Source organism: Micromonospora sp. DT4 (genome assembly GCF_049841675.1).
Lineage (GTDB): Bacteria > Actinomycetota > Actinomycetes > Mycobacteriales > Micromonosporaceae > Micromonospora.
The window spans coordinates 1-13,703 of sequence record NZ_JBNCKT010000132.1 but is presented as its reverse complement, the minus strand read 5'-3'; the positions used below and the strand labels follow the sequence as shown (position 1 = coordinate 13,703).

Annotated in this window: 10 protein-coding genes and 1 pseudogene; 7 read left to right on the top strand and 4 right to left on the bottom strand. The window is 71.7% G+C overall.

What is annotated here, in order from left to right; genetic code table 11:
- Positions 1 to 136: 136 nt before the first annotated feature.
- The 3 genes from ACLQ24_RS25645 (at position 137) to ACLQ24_RS25635 (ending at position 1,387) form a co-directional block, all read left to right on the top strand.
- Positions 137 to 367 (top strand): hypothetical protein, encoded by a 231-nt coding sequence (locus tag ACLQ24_RS25645; protein WP_425894263.1) that lies wholly within the window; start codon positions 137 to 139, stop codon positions 365 to 367.
- Positions 368 to 682: 315 nt separating this feature from the next.
- Positions 683 to 826 carry a hypothetical protein gene (locus tag ACLQ24_RS25640; RefSeq protein ID WP_425894262.1) on the top strand — a complete coding sequence of 48 codons (144 nt, stop codon included), beginning with the start codon at positions 683 to 685 and terminating at the stop codon, positions 824 to 826.
- Between the two features lie 189 nt (positions 827 to 1,015).
- Positions 1,016 to 1,387, top strand: coding sequence for a hypothetical protein (locus ACLQ24_RS25635; RefSeq protein WP_425894261.1), 372 nt, complete (start codon positions 1,016 to 1,018; stop codon positions 1,385 to 1,387).
- Positions 1,388 to 1,467: 80 nt separating this feature from the next.
- Here the strand turns inward: ACLQ24_RS25635 and ACLQ24_RS25630 are convergent, their stop codons facing one another.
- The 4 genes from ACLQ24_RS25630 to ACLQ24_RS25615 all read right to left on the bottom strand — a co-directional run bounded on the left by ACLQ24_RS25630 (position 1,468) and on the right by ACLQ24_RS25615 (position 10,372).
- Positions 1,468 to 2,979 carry a hypothetical protein gene (locus ACLQ24_RS25630; RefSeq protein ID WP_425894260.1) on the bottom strand — a complete coding sequence of 504 codons (1,512 nt, stop codon included), beginning with the start codon at positions 2,977 to 2,979 and terminating at the stop codon, positions 1,468 to 1,470.
- Positions 2,976 to 6,074 (bottom strand): BTAD domain-containing putative transcriptional regulator, encoded by a 3,099-nt coding sequence (locus ACLQ24_RS25625; RefSeq protein ID WP_425894259.1) that lies wholly within the window; start codon positions 6,072 to 6,074, stop codon positions 2,976 to 2,978. The genes ACLQ24_RS25630 and ACLQ24_RS25625 overlap by 4 nt, the downstream gene beginning before the upstream one ends.
- Before the next feature lie 556 nt (positions 6,075 to 6,630).
- Positions 6,631 to 8,736 (bottom strand): hypothetical protein, encoded by a 2,106-nt coding sequence (locus ACLQ24_RS25620; protein WP_425894258.1) that lies wholly within the window; start codon positions 8,734 to 8,736, stop codon positions 6,631 to 6,633.
- Between the two features lies 1 nt (position 8,737).
- A complete protein-coding gene (locus tag ACLQ24_RS25615; RefSeq protein WP_425894257.1) occupies positions 8,738 to 10,372 on the bottom strand; it encodes an Hsp70 family protein in 1,635 nt (544 codons plus the stop codon).
- 348 nt (positions 10,373 to 10,720) lie between these two features.
- Between ACLQ24_RS25615 and ACLQ24_RS25610 the strand changes: the two are divergent.
- The 4 genes and pseudogenes from ACLQ24_RS25610 to ACLQ24_RS25595 form a co-directional block, all read left to right on the top strand.
- Positions 10,721 to 11,045: pseudogene (locus ACLQ24_RS25610) on the top strand (replication-relaxation family protein); the annotation flags it as partial.
- Positions 11,046 to 11,424: 379 nt separating this feature from the next.
- The gene (locus tag ACLQ24_RS25605; protein ID WP_425894256.1) at positions 11,425 to 12,408 is read left to right on the top strand and encodes a MarR family transcriptional regulator; all 984 of its coding nucleotides are present in this window, start codon (positions 11,425 to 11,427) and stop codon (positions 12,406 to 12,408) included.
- Between the two features lie 95 nt (positions 12,409 to 12,503).
- Positions 12,504 to 12,854 carry a GGDEF domain-containing protein gene (locus ACLQ24_RS25600; RefSeq protein WP_425894255.1) on the top strand — a complete coding sequence of 117 codons (351 nt, stop codon included), beginning with the start codon at positions 12,504 to 12,506 and terminating at the stop codon, positions 12,852 to 12,854.
- Entirely contained in the window at positions 12,826 to 13,152 is a 327-nt protein-coding gene (locus tag ACLQ24_RS25595) for a diguanylate cyclase domain-containing protein (protein ID WP_425894254.1), read from the top strand. The genes ACLQ24_RS25600 and ACLQ24_RS25595 overlap by 29 nt, the downstream gene beginning before the upstream one ends.
- The last annotated feature ends 551 nt before the right edge of the window (positions 13,153 to 13,703 follow it).

The following is a 13,703-nucleotide window of genomic DNA, read 5'->3' as shown; positions in this document are numbered from 1 at the left end:
ACAGGGGAAAGCCGACGCGCGTCCCGCACCGTAACGCCCATACACCCCAAACGATCACAAACCATTTGGGTTACGGGCCAATATCGCCTTCGTCGACGAGTTCACCACAACGCTCTCCGCCGCCGGTCCGCTCTACGTGAACCTGTACCGGTGCACGGTCTGGGACAGCACCTCGTCCGAGAACACCGTCCAGCGGCAGATCTTCGAGGTCCTCGCCAACACCTACCCCGGCATGTTCAGCACGGTTGTCGGCGCACCGGACGTGTGGCTCGCGCTGCGGTTGACCAGGCTCACCGATCACATCGTCACCACGCTGCTTGAGCAACACGAGCGCTACCAAATCCACCGCCGCAGCACACCGGCGTAGCGGCCACGACACTCCTCGGCCGGGGCCACCCCCGAACCCGGTGCCGCCGGCCTCGATTTCCAACACGAAAAGCGGACGAGCACCCGGGCGAAGTCCTCGCTCGTCTGGGTGCTCGTCTCCACCGGGTCTCCGGCCCGAGATTCCCACGAACCCGATCGCGCCGCCGAACTGGTCGGCGCCCGACCTGAGCACCGAGCACCGCTCCGCGTAGCCGAGCACGGCTACGCGCGCTCTTCCCGCCCGCTGTGGCGCACCACTGCCGCCGTGCGCCCCGGGAAGGGGCGCGCGGCGGCTTCATCTCGCCAAGGAGTTTCCATGTCGACCTCGACACGCATTGCGATCCGCCAGACGCTGACCGGCCACCCCCTGCCGGAGCTGGGCGGATACGACTTGATCACGCCGGGAACCGCGGGTATCGGTTGCACGCTGACCGCGGCCACCGTCGGAGGTGCCCGATGACCTCACCCGCTCGCACGGCCAAGCCGAAGGCCAAGCCCCGCCCCTGTTTCGGGCCGGTCCTGACCCTGCTCGCGGCCGAGCCGCACCGCGCGTTCTCCATCGGCGACCTCGGCAAGGAACTGCCGGGCAGGTCCTCCGGGGCGATCGGCTCCGTCCTGAACCGCCTCGTCGACCGCAAGTGGGGCCACCATGTCCGGTGGGTCACCGCGCCGGTACACCATCACCGCCGAGGGCATCGACGCATACAAGGCAGGGGCTGGCGCCAGCCGCGCCCCCAAGGCCACCTGCGCCGAAGCCGACCGACTCCTGCACCTGTCGACCCCCGGCACCGCGCGCCTGCTAGTCGTCGTCTCAGACGGCCACTACGTGAACCCGGAGCAGAGCCAGGCCACCATCAACCGACTCCACAACACCGGCTGCGCCATCCTCTGGCTCGCGTCCGACAACAAACACTGGTCGTCCAAGGTTTACGACAACACCACCACCATCACCGTCGACGACCCCACCATCTGCATCAACCTCATCGGACAATCGGCGATCGAGGCCCTGACCAAGGCCTAACCAGCGCCCGCCGCGGGCGGGACCCCGGCCACACCGGCCAGCAGGAGCGGCTCCCGACACGGTTCCTCGGGAGCCGCTCCTCACGCCCCGCGCTGGTGTCGGGTCCGTCGCCTCGCGATTCCCGGTCGGCGAGGGTAGTCCGGCGGCAGGTATCGGTAGACCGACCGCAGTGACTTGCCGATTCTCTCGGCGATCAGCTCAGGGTCCAGGTTCGGCTCCTTGCGCAGCCAGTAGGCCACTGCCTGCGCGGTTCCCCGGGGCACTTGCGCGTCTTCGTCGTCGTTGACGTCGTCGCCGGCAGCATTCTGATCGCCGCGGTCCGTCTCCTCGTCGGCGTCTGCGCCGGGGACGTCCTTGTCGTGCCTGATCCTGTCTGCCGGGTTCGCGTCAGCGGGGTCGTCTGGGGACCGAGCTTCAGGAGGGCCGGCGTCGCGGCTCTCGACACTCTGCTCGAGGCGGCTCGGGGCCGGTAGAGGGTTGTCCTCTGGCTCCCGTTTCGGCTCCTGCCGGTCATCGCGAGGCGTGTGCGCCACCGACGCGGTGGACGCTCGCGGCGCACAGCGCGCGGGGTCAGGCGCCGGCGGTGCGTCGATGATGCGCGCCGGCCTGGACCAGCGACGGCGGCGCCGGGCCCGGCGGGCCGTCATGATCCGCTCGGGGGCGAGGTCGGCGGCCAGAAGCATGGTCAGCGTGTTGTAGTCGGCGGTTGCCGCGAGGCGTGCGGCGATCTCGTCCAGGTCGTACACGTGCACGGCGATGTCGGCGGTGGTGGGATCCACGGCGGCTCTGATCTTGCGATGGAGCACCTTGGCGATGGCGGTGTCGCGCTGTCGGCGGGCGATCTCGTCGCGGGCCGCGGTCAGGGACTCATACAGGTCGAGGCCGTCTTCTTTGGCCATGGACCGCGCCCGGGAGGTGATGACGGGGTGGCGGAGCCAGTGTCCGAACACCTCGTAGGCCGGGGGTGTGGGCGGCAGGCCCCCGGTGACGCGCAGCCGGTCCCGGCGCTGGTTGCCGGCGTGCATCAGCCAGACGAGGTACCCGAGGGCGGACATGCCCGCGTAGAAGCCGCCGACCAGGTGGTCGGGGTGGGCGGCCCAGTTGAAGGTGACGGCGCCGGCGGCGATCGCGGCGGACAGCAGGCGTGAGGTGATCGCCTGCTCGCCGAGGCGGCGACGCACGTCGGCGTTGGCCATCACGACCACGCCGCCCAGTTCGAGCGCCGCGACGGCTGGCACCGCGACGATCACCGGGACGCCCAGCGTCTCGACGACGCCGGTGACCTGTCCGACGAGGGCGACCAGCAGCACCAGCGCGTAGAACGCCTGGCGCATCCAGGCGGCGCGCCGGACGGCGGTGGCCAGGTCGACGTCCAGCTCATCCCGACTCGTCGGGGAGGTGGCATACCGGCGTGCCGATCCGGCGTGACGGCCGCTTCCCGGGGCGGGACCGCTGGCGAGGACGGCTGCCGGCGGCGGACGCAGGGCACCGTTGTAGCCGCCGATGACCGCGTACGGGCTGTCGCCGGGTGCGGGCTGATCGTGTGGGCTGCCGCGGCCTGCCGCGGGCGCTGCCGGAGGATGAGATGTCACGGCCGTTGTCCGCCGTCACGGGGATGCGGCGTGCGATCCGGCCGTTGCCGGCGCAGGCCGGCGACGAGCCGGTCGGCGAGTTCGAGGGTGTCGTCGCTGGGGTCGGCGTCGATCTCCTCGAGGCGGCGGATGAGCGTCCGGCGCAGGGCACGGATCTCGTCGAGGTGTCCCAGCGCGGCCTGGACGCGCATCGCCTGCTGGTAGAGGACCTCGGCGTACGGGTCGTGGCGGATCGCGGCTTGTAGGACTGCCAGGGCTCGTGTCGGGTCAGCGGTCGCGGCGGCGAGGGCGAGGTGGGCGTCGAGGGCTTGGCGGCGGATGCCCTCGCGGTGGGACTCGATCCACTCGTAGCCGTACCCGTCGGCGAGTGCGCCGTCGTAGGCGTCGATAGCGCGTTGCAGCGCGATGGCCCGTTCGGCGTGGGTGCTCGCGCGCTCGGCGTCGCGCAGCGCGTCGCGCATCCGCCACAGGTCGGTGTCGATCGCGGACCGGTTGAGGGTGTAGCGGCGTGGCGGGTGGGTGAGGTAGTCGGCGGGTCCACCGGTGTGGGCCAGGGCCTTGCGTAACGCGGACACGTAGGTGTGCAGGCGGTGTGGCGCCTTCGCTGCCGGGGCGTCGGGAAGCAGGTCGTCGAGGATCTGCTCCTGTGAGGCCTCGCCATCGTGCACGACGAGGTAGACCAGCAGTTCGAGGGCTTTCGCCCGCAGCGGCACGGTCGTGTCCCTCTCCACGATGCGGGCACCGCCGAGGACCCGCACGCCGACGCGTCCGCCGCCAGGGGCGCCCTGCTCGTCTCCCGCTGGGTGCGGTTCGTCGCCGGGGTGATCGCGTGGCTCGCTCGGGTGTGCGAGGGCGGAGTTCGTGTCGATGAGCACCGGCCCGTCGGCGTATTCGCTATCGGGGGGCTCGGCTCCGCCGGTGACGACAACGTCGCCTTCGGCCGGTTGTGGCTCCTGACCGGTGACGAGCTGCGGCGTTGCGGTCGGTGCCGGCGCTCGCCGCTCACCGGTCTGCGTCGCGGCGAGCGCGGCGAGCAGGTCGGTTGTCTCAGGTGGGGTGAGGACGGACAGGCGGCCCGTGTCGGCGCGGTGAGTACTGTGCGGCGCGGCAGTCTCGTCACGTTGGGGCGTCGCGCTGCCGCTGTCGCCGGGGTGCCTGTCGGCTGCGGGCAGTGGTGCGTGTTGCGCGGGTGCCGGCGGCGGGGTTTCGCCGGTGTGCGACTCGGCGAGGACCCGCAGCAGGTCGGTGGTCTCGCTCGGGTTGATGACGGTGAGGCGGCCGACGTCGGCGCGATGACGGCCGTGCTCGTTCGCGTCGCCGTCGGCGGGGCTCGTGGAGCCGTCCTCGGCGACGACGATGGTGTCACCGTCGGGCCAGGCGCCGAGCAGGACGCCGTGGATGTCAAGTCGCTGTCCCTGGGTGAGCAGTGCGGCGATGTGGGCGCGCTCATGAGCCGCGGTGGTGTCGGCGATCAGCACGATCGGCGGCAAGGGTTCGGCCATCGGGTCCTGGTCCCGCAGATCGGCGATGGTGTCGACCTCGTAGTCGGCGCACATTCGCGTACGGTGCAGGGTCTGCTCCTCCAGAAACGCCAGAGCGTCGGTGAGCCCGCTGGTGACGGTCAACCGCGTGGTGTGCACCACCGTGACGGCGGCGGCGCCCAACAGCGTGGCGAGGTGGTCCGAGGCGACGACGACGTGACCACGGCCGCCGGGGTCGTCCAGCCCGCCGACGGCGAGGGCGGACACCAGCACGCCTCGGGCCGCTGCAGCGGCTCCCGGACCGATCAAACCGAGCCCCGCGGCTGGCCACACTTCGATCACCGGGCTGGCCAGCGCAGGCACGACAGGCTGCGACACGTCGGCGAGACTGTTGGATAGTCCGTCGTTGGCCGCGTCTGTCTGGTCAGGGTAGGGATCCACGACGAGTTCGTCGACAGGGGGGCCGGGAATCGTCTCCGGGATCGGCGTCAGCGCCCGTAGGCCGCGACGGATTCGGGTGACCACCGCTGGCATCGCCGCGACGCCCGGCTCGTCCAGGTGCGGGCGCGATGTGGGTGGCCGGGGAGTGTAGCGGCGTCGGCGGTGTGCCCAGACGAGGGCGACAGCGGTGAGGACGGCGGCGACGAGCCCCATGTCGAGCCAGCTGCCCGTGCCCAGCGACACGCCTGGCCTGGGCCGCGGTGCCGGAGTCGGACTCGGCCGCTCGTCGGCGGTGCCGGGGCTGGGTACGGCGGCCGGTCCGGACGCCGCACGCTGATCGCCTGGCCCGCTCGCGGGCGGTGGCGCGGACTCCACCACGCCGTCGTCTGCCACCGTCCCGCTCGGGCTGCCAGGTGAGTCCGATGGAGCCTTCGGGGCCGGCTTCGAGGTGGGTGCCGGCCGGGCCGAGGGACGTGCGGCCCGGCTCGGGGCGTCAACGGCGGGGGGTAGGCGCAGTGTCCAGCCCGGGTAGATGAGGTCAGGATCGCGAAGTGTCCCACCGACGTGGGGAAATCGGCTGCCACGGTTGGCGGTGAAGATCTCGGGCCAACGGTCCGCGTCTCCGAGGCAACCTCGAGCGATGCTGGACAGCGTGTCACCGCGTCGCACCGTGTACGTGTCCTCCGTCCGGTCATCGGCCATGGACCGAGTCGTGACGCGGTCGTCGACGTCGGCGGGTGCGGTGGCTGCTGGCCTCTGCGCGGCGGCCGGACGGGCCGGCTGCGCGGAGGCGGCTGTGGTCACGTCGGCGTGGGCGGGCGACGCGGCAGCCGCCGTGCTGACGGCGGTCGCTCCCAGGACAGCGGCCGTGAGGCCCTGCATCGGTCCTGGCAGGTGGAGCCGCGGCAGCCACCGTGACATCCGCGCGACCTGGGCGTACACGCGAGCCGTGATCGCGGCGGCAAGTAGTCCCCACAACAGCCACGCCGTGACGTAGACGACGCCGGAGAGGAAGCCGCCGTTGAGGGGCTCCTCGATCCACTCGCGGAGCAGGACCGCCCACGAACCCTCCGGGCGCGGCCACCTGCCGACGCGGACAAGCGTGACCGGCACAGCGACGACCAGCAGCGCGACCGCTGACGCGTGAGCGGCCGAAGCGATCCTGGCTCTCATCGCCCCTCCCAACTGCCGTGTGCGGGAACCCTGACGTGGACCGGCAGGGAGCCGGCCCCGGCACCACCATGAGGCGCTGACCGCAGATCGACCGTAGGGCGAGCGGCGGGAAACGACGCGGCTGCGCCGGCTGACAGGACCTCACACGACCTCACACGACCTCACAACCGCAGCTCACGGCCGGTCGACAGTTCAAGATGGTGCGGCCGGCGGCATCCGAGGAGAGCCAGAATCCGCTGTTGTCGGTAAGCGATTCCGGCACGTGGTACTCGCGCTATTTCGGCACGCTCGTCCGAGCGTCAGAGGAGTTGCCACGATTGCAGCGGCCACGTCCGGCATCGCGGCAATGGCCTCCTTGCACGGTGCCGGCCGTGCGACCTGATCAGTCGAGGCGCCAGCGATGAGTCGAGGAGCAGCACGACGCCGTTGGCCTCGGTGCGGATCGGACTTTTCCAGAACAGGCCGTGCTGCCCGGCGGGGTCCTGCGGTGCGGCGATCCGCCGGCCATGCCACCGGGCTCGAGCCACCTGCGCTCGTTTGACGACCGCCGGTTGCGTTACCGGCTGAGGTTGACGGGCTGGCCCGGGATGGTTGTCGTGAGGGCAGTGTCGTGGGGAAGGATGCCCGCTGCGGCGAGGCGGCGGGCGTAGCCCTCCCGCGTGTGGTCGGCCGCGTCGTGGTCGCCGAGGGCGATGAGCGCGTCGACCACGCGGGCGTGCAGGTCGGCGTTGTACGGGTCGATGCGGATGCCGGCCTGCAGCCACGCGATGGCCTGCCGGGCGTCAGGGGCGCGGCTGGCCAGGGCCGCGTGGGCGTCGATGACGTGCCGGCGTGCGGCCTCGCGGATGGGACCGAGCCAGGGCCAGCTGCGCCGGGCGGCGAAATCTGCGGGGTAGGCGTCGATGACAGTCTTCCAGGTCGCCGCGTCGGCGGGCGTGACGGCGGTGGTGGCGTCGCGAATCGCGTGGTGGAACCGCCACAGGTCGACGGTGACGCAGGCGGGATCGAAGCGGTATCGGTCGTCGTTGTGCTCGATGATGCTCACTCCGGCTGCGGACCGGACGGTGGCGCGTAGCTCGCTCAGAGTCGTGTAGAGACGGCCGGTCAGAGAGCGGCGGGGCAGACCCGGCCAGATGGCGTCGGTCAACTGTCGGGTGTCGGCTCCGTCGGGGTGGGCGGCGAGGAAGACGAGGACTTGGATCGCAGCGGTGCGCCGGATGGTCAGGGGTCGACCATCGAGAAGCAGCATCGGCTCGCCCAAGACGCGCAACTCGAGCCGTCGGTGGTCCTCGCCCGAACGGACCTGGTGGCCCTTGCCGGTGGCCTGCCACCGCGGCGACCGGACAGGCAGGGCACCGTCGCCGAACGGGCCTGAGACACCCGGTTCCGGTGGCGACGGGTCGGGGTGGGCGAGAATGGTGAGCAGGTCAGTGGCCGTGACCCGGGTAAGGACGCAGATCCGTGGCCCGGGTCGCCCGCCGGCGTCCAGGTGGTTGGTGTGACCCAAGGGGTCGACCTGCCAGGTGTGGCCGGCCGACCATGTCCCCAGCACGGCCACGGCGGCGGCGTCGATCGCCAGACGTGCCACGGATTCAGCGCTGTCCGTCGCGGCTGCCTCGTCGACGATGAGGACCGGGGCGCCGCGGCCCGCATCTGTCGTCTCGCGCAGGTGCCGTTGCGCGTGGTCTCGTCCGTCGAGGCCACGCTCGGTTGCACGGCCGGGGAAGAACCGCGACGCCTCCCCGAGCTTGTCGACGACGGCCAGCCCCGGCAGACGCCGCCCCAGCATGTCGGCGGCGGGGCCGAGCAACCTGGACAGGACGGGCCGAGTGACGACCACCGACACCCTCGGACGGCGTTGCCCGGCCAGCAGACTGGTGAGCAGCAGGCCTCGCGCCGCGGCTACGGCCCCCGCCCCGGTGAGCCCGACCCCTACCCGGGGAAAAGTCCCCCCTGTGGTTGGCACGCCGAGCAGCGACGCCCCCGCCGAAGTGGTCCCTGCCTTGGAAGGTGGTGGTGGGGGAGTGTCAGCGAGAGCCGCTTGCACGGCGGCGACGGTCGCGGGCAGCTGGACCAAGGCCGGGTCCTCGCGGCTCGGTTGACCGAGCTGGCGGGGCCGGTAGTCGCGGCGGCGACGGAGCCAGACCAACGCCGCGGCCGCGCTGACCTGTTCAGCCATCTCACGGGACATCCAGCCACCGGAGACGCTGATTCCGTCATCGTGCAGGACGCTCTCGAGCGGCGTGGGGATGCCGACGTCATCGAGGGATCCGGCCGCTACCGGCTGCGTGGCCGGCGGTGATGGTGTGGCGATCGCGTTGGAGGCGACGCCGAATACGGCCGCGCCGGCGATGCCACTGGCCGTGGCTTGCAAAGGTGTGGGCAGCGGCACGCGCCGCAGCCACGACACCGTCGCGCTCAGGCGGGCCACCACCCTGATCGTGACCGTGTAGGCGAGCAGGAGCCACACCATCCAGGCCGCTATGGTCAGCGCGGCGGTGAGAGTGTGTTCGGTCAGCGGGTCCCGCACCCACTCCCGAGCGGTCACGGCGGTCGGCCACCCTCGTAGAGGTGGTCCGACAAGGTAGAGCAGCACGACCGGAGGACCGGCCAGAAGGCTGAGGACGAACAGCAACGACACCAGCTGCCGCGGCCACCGCATGTCACCCGCCTCCACCCGGTGAGACACCCGCCCGAGCAGGGCCCGTGGACGGTGCGGCGAGAGCAGGCGGTGCAGGGCGCAGGACACGGCTCCACAGCCGAGTAGCCCACCAGATCGCGACAGCGATGGCGTAGATGACGCCGAGCATCCCCGCGGCCCGGCTACTGACGACCGCCGCGCAGATCACCGACACCGGAGCGGCGAGGATGAGGCGGAACACCAGGGGTGTCACCACCGCCATGACCACGGCGACGCCGAGGAGGAAACCACCGACACGACCGGCGGTGTCGATCCACAGGACCCGGTCCGGCCACCGCTCAGCGGTCAGGGAGTACTGGATCAACCCCATGCCGAGCGCGGCGGCAACGATGGAACCCGTCGGCGCGGTCAGCAACGCCGACCAGCCGCCATGCGGGGCACGCCACTGCCGGGCGGCGACGACCGCCATCGCCACAGCCATCACCGACACCGGCGCGACCGGCCACAACGCCCACCTGAGGTACGCACCGACGGGCACACCGAAGTACTGGCTGGTCGCCACCGCGTACAGGCCAGCGATCGCCGCGCCGAGGGACACTGCGGCCAGGATCCCGACGCTGACCCTTCCCCCTTCGGTCCGGGTGCCAGGCGTAGGACTGCGGGCGGCGATCAGCGAACCGAGGACCGTGCCCGCCGCCAGGCATGCCAGCAGAGCCATCACCGCCGCCATCGTGAACTCGCCCCAGTTCACATCCACCGAGTAGTAGTACACACCGAGCACCTCGTGCTGCTTAGCGGTCAGCAGGCACTGCCAGATCAGGGCCAACGACGCGAAGCCGGGCACCGCGATCGCCACCGCCCGCCGCACGGGCGGCACCGGCACCTGCACCCGCTCGACCACCGCAGTATCGACGGCACCAGCATCAGCAGCACCCCGAGCAGCCACAAATCCCGGCTCGGGCACGACCACGGGTACGGCGCCGGTGTGCTCGGCGATCGCCGCCGCCAAATGCGGTAGCTGGACGCTGCCGCCCACACAGTAGACACCGGCGAGGTCGCCGACCGTGAGTTCAGCGGCGGCGACCACCTCCTCCGTCAACCGCGCCACGCGAGCCGCCACCGGCCGGACGGCCTCGTCGAGCATCGCGCTGTTCGCAATCACCGGCGGCCGGTCCGGGAGCGGAACCGTGACAGCCGGATGGCTCACCAACGCTTCCTTGGCCACCCGAACACTGTCCGCCACCGACGCCCACGATGCACCCTGGCCCTCTCCCGTCGACGCGCCGACGAGGGCATCGGCGAGCGCGTGATCGACCGCCGCGCCGCCAGCCGCGGCGTCGGCGAGAGTCGCGAGGACCTCGAACCCAGCCGGCCCACGGCGCAGCACCGTCACCTCCGCAGCCGCGCCGACGTCACACACGACAAGAAACGCACCGACCGACACCCGCACACCAACGGTGAGCAGATACTCGCCGACCGCCACCGGAGCCTCCACCAGACGCGGCTGCGGCAACCCCGCCCGGTGCGCGACCTGCCGCATCCAGGTCCGCCGCCGAGGCCCCCACCCCGCCGGCACCACCATCCGCACATCCCGCACCGGCTGACCAACGACCCGCTCGGCTTCGACCGCGACCCTGCGCAGCGGCGACGCCGCCACCTCGAGCGCCTCGCCGCCAGCGTCCCCCGCCGTCGCACCTTCGACCGGATGGCGCGGCCCCGGAATGAGCGCCCCAGACTCATCCCAAGCAGACTGCCCCTTTGCGGGCACGTACGACGCGCTGGTCAGGTACGAAGCCCCGTCGAACGACAACACGTGTGCACTGCCGTCGTCCCACGCGAGGACACCTCGGGTTCCGGCGCTGCCACAATCGATCGACAACCGCACTTCCCCCGCCCCCATGCCCACAGTCAAACATGAGGATCACATTCACGTCACCTGCCAAGCCTGCCCGGTGGGCTACGCGGCGCTGGCCAGTTGCTGCGGTGGCTCGCCGAGCACTACGTGTTGTCCACCGTGCTGCGCAAGCTGCGCGGCTACGAGCAGCTCGCCACCTACGGGCCGCGGTACCCGGTGCTGCTGCGCGTCCCCGGCCGCCGCCGAGAACACCACCTCCTCGACGCCCTCGCCGGAGTGCCCACCGCCATGCCCATCGCCACTGGCCTCCACAGCGAGCGTCCCGCCGGGCCTGCCTGGACCCTCACCACCGACCCCGAGTCTGCGCCGCTGGCTACACGAACTTCCCTCCGACCACGGCCCGGACAACCCGACCACCAACCCGCACCGCTTCCCCGACACCGACCCCAGCGGCCCCGCCGACCCGGAGCCCTGACATTCACCCTCACCGCACGGGGGGAGGGAGGCGGGCTGCCCACCGCTCGTGGGCGGCTGTGAGACCGACCCGATCTCAGAGTCCCACCGCCCCTCACCCGCAGAACCGGGCGACCACGAACTGGCAGGAGCTGAACCTGCCCCGACCACGAACCGGGGGCGTCATCCCCGCCACGGTCCGCGACGCCTACCACGCCACGCACTGACCCCGGTCCCACCGTGCCGCCCGGCGAGATTGCCGGGCGGCACACCTGTGCGCGTCCCCGGAGTCCCGCAGTACGGGCAGACGACTTGATCAATGCCCGATTCGAAGCGTGGATCAGTGCACGCGCCTCACTCACCAACCCCTGCCCACGGCAGGAGAAGGGGGCCACGCGCCCATGAACACCACCCCAACCGACACGACCACCGGTACGGCCATAACACCGCAGCCGGCGCCCAGCGTGGCGAAGGTTCTCACCGCGCTGCACCGCCTCGGCGAGGCAAGCGCCGCCGCCATCGCCATCGAAGCCGGCCTCGGCTACTCCACCACCACCCCGAAACTGCGCACCCTGGAAACCGCCGGACTGGCCGAACCGACTCGCAGCGACACCGGACGCAGCCTGTGGCGGCTGACCGATACCGGCCGCGCGCACGCCGAACAGGGCGACGGTCACGGCCAGCCCGAGCCGGAGCCCGCCCTGCGCGACGCCGCGGCAGAACCCGGGCCGTGCGGCGACGACCCGCAGGAAACCGGAGAGGCTACCGGGCAGGACTACGACCAGCGACCAGCCCCCGAAGCCCTCGCCGACGGGCAGCCCGATGCCGCCGAAGTGCCGGCATCGCCGGCTCCTGGCGACGTCGAGGCGGCAGCCGACGGAGCAACCGAAACCGACGACGAGACCGACGAGGGCGGGGACGGCGACCGCTCGACTGCCGAACCCGAGGTGCCGGTCACAACCGACGAAACCGACCCGGCCACCGGAACACCTCCAGCGAACGAGGCGGACCCCGGACCGGCCACACCGGATGAGTCTCCCACTGGCACGGCCACCGACAGCACCACCAGCGCCCCCGTCACGGAAGGATCACCTGCGGCACCGGCGGCAACTGAGGCGACTGGCGAGGCGGCGGAGGCCCCTACCCGGCGGGCATCGGGCACGCTGCGCGGCGCGATCCTCGACATTCTCGAGGCCAACCCCGGCCAGCAGTACAAGGTCAGCGAGCTGTGCAAGCTGGTCGACCGGGCCAACGAGGGAACCGGCGCGAAGAAAGCAAGCGCCGGCGCGGTCCACAACGCCGCCGTGAAACTCGTCGAGGCCGGGCGGGTGGTCCTGGCCGCCGAGAAACCCGTCACGTTCGCCCTCACCGACCCCGCCGCCTGACCGACCCCGCCCTGCCGGTAGCCCGGGGGCGGGCGTCGAACTTCCCGGAACCACGCCCGCCCCCGGCGCTCCTTCACAGACAAGGAGCTCCCGAAGTGTCTCCCACCCTGTCCTCGATCGTCACCGCCGCCGGTGGAATCCTCGCCGGTCTCGCCCTCGCCGCAGCACTGCTGTGGCACCAGCAGCAGGCGTTGACCCGCGCCCGCTACGCCGCCGACCACGACGACACCACCGGCCTGCCCAGCCGGCGGGCCCTGCTCGCCGCCGCCAGCCGCGCCGCCCAGCGCGGTACCCCGTTCGGGCTCGTCCTACTCGACCTCGACCATTTTAAGGCCATCAACGACACCTTCGGCCACGAGGCCGGCAACGACGTCCTCACCGAGGTCGGCCGACGGCTGGCCGCCCTGCGGGGGGCCGGTGCGGCTCGCCGCGCGACTGTCGGGTGACGAGTTTGCCCTGCTGGTCACCGGTGGCGCCGACGACGTCGCTGCCGCCGCCCGCGCCGCCTGGCGGGCGGTCGGTCGCCACCCCGTCGACCTCCGTGAACACATCGTGGCTGTGCGCGCCAGCGTCGGACACACCACCGCCGCCCTCGGCGTCAGCCCCCGCACCCTCCTGCACCAGGCCGACATCGCCATGTACCAGGCCAAGAAGACGGGCGCAGGCGTCCACGGAGCCACCGCCACCACCGGCCACACCGGTCTGCCACCGGGCACTCGCCTGCGGGACCTGCGGCACCGCTGACCGCTCACGCAAACACAAGTCGACCTCGCGTCCGTCGACGGGCGCGAGGTCCTCACCGTGCCCCTTCTCCACCCCGCCCCCCGACTGCTTTCCCTGTACTCAGCGACGGCCGCCGAGAATCCATTAAGCCCAGTCGAGCCGTTCGGCGACCGGCCAGTCCCCACCCCGCGCCGCGGCGCTGCAACGGCCGTGGCCGGGCAGCGCCGCGCGCGGCCACCCCAACGACGTACCAGACCCCGCAGAGGCGGGCTGCCCGTCGCGTCTCGCGGGCCGGCAGCGGACGGCCCTCGGCACCGCTCCGCGACTTGACCATCCCACGCCATCGAAGCGTCCATGCATTGCGTCCCCAATGACCCGGTGGGCCAGGCCGGACGCGATACGACGCCGCCCATCACAAGGAGCTCATCCCATGCGATTCGGCACCGACAACGAACACCCCTTCGACACCGACAACCGCGCCTGGCGACGTCTCGGCGACGTCACCAGCGAACACTTCGACGTGATCACCTGGACCCGCGACCCGGACGGACGGCCGGTCCTGCTCACCCTGG

What these genes read in the sequence shown, in the direction of transcription:
- ACLQ24_RS25640 (WP_425894262.1), top strand. Translation starts at nt 683, where the DNA reads ATGTCGACCTCGACACGCATTGCGATCCGCCAGACGCTGACCGGCCAC.
- ACLQ24_RS25635 (WP_425894261.1), top strand. Translation starts at nt 1,016, where the DNA reads ATGTCCGGTGGGTCACCGCGCCGGTACACCATCACCGCCGAGGGCATC.
- ACLQ24_RS25625 (WP_425894259.1), bottom strand. Translation starts at nt 6,074, where the DNA reads ATGAGAGCCAGGATCGCTTCGGCCGCTCACGCGTCAGCGGTCGCGCTG.
- ACLQ24_RS25620 (WP_425894258.1), bottom strand. Translation starts at nt 8,736, where the DNA reads ATGCGGTGGCCGCGGCAGCTGGTGTCGTTGCTGTTCGTCCTCAGCCTT.
- ACLQ24_RS25605 (WP_425894256.1), top strand. Translation starts at nt 11,425, where the DNA reads ATGAACACCACCCCAACCGACACGACCACCGGTACGGCCATAACACCG.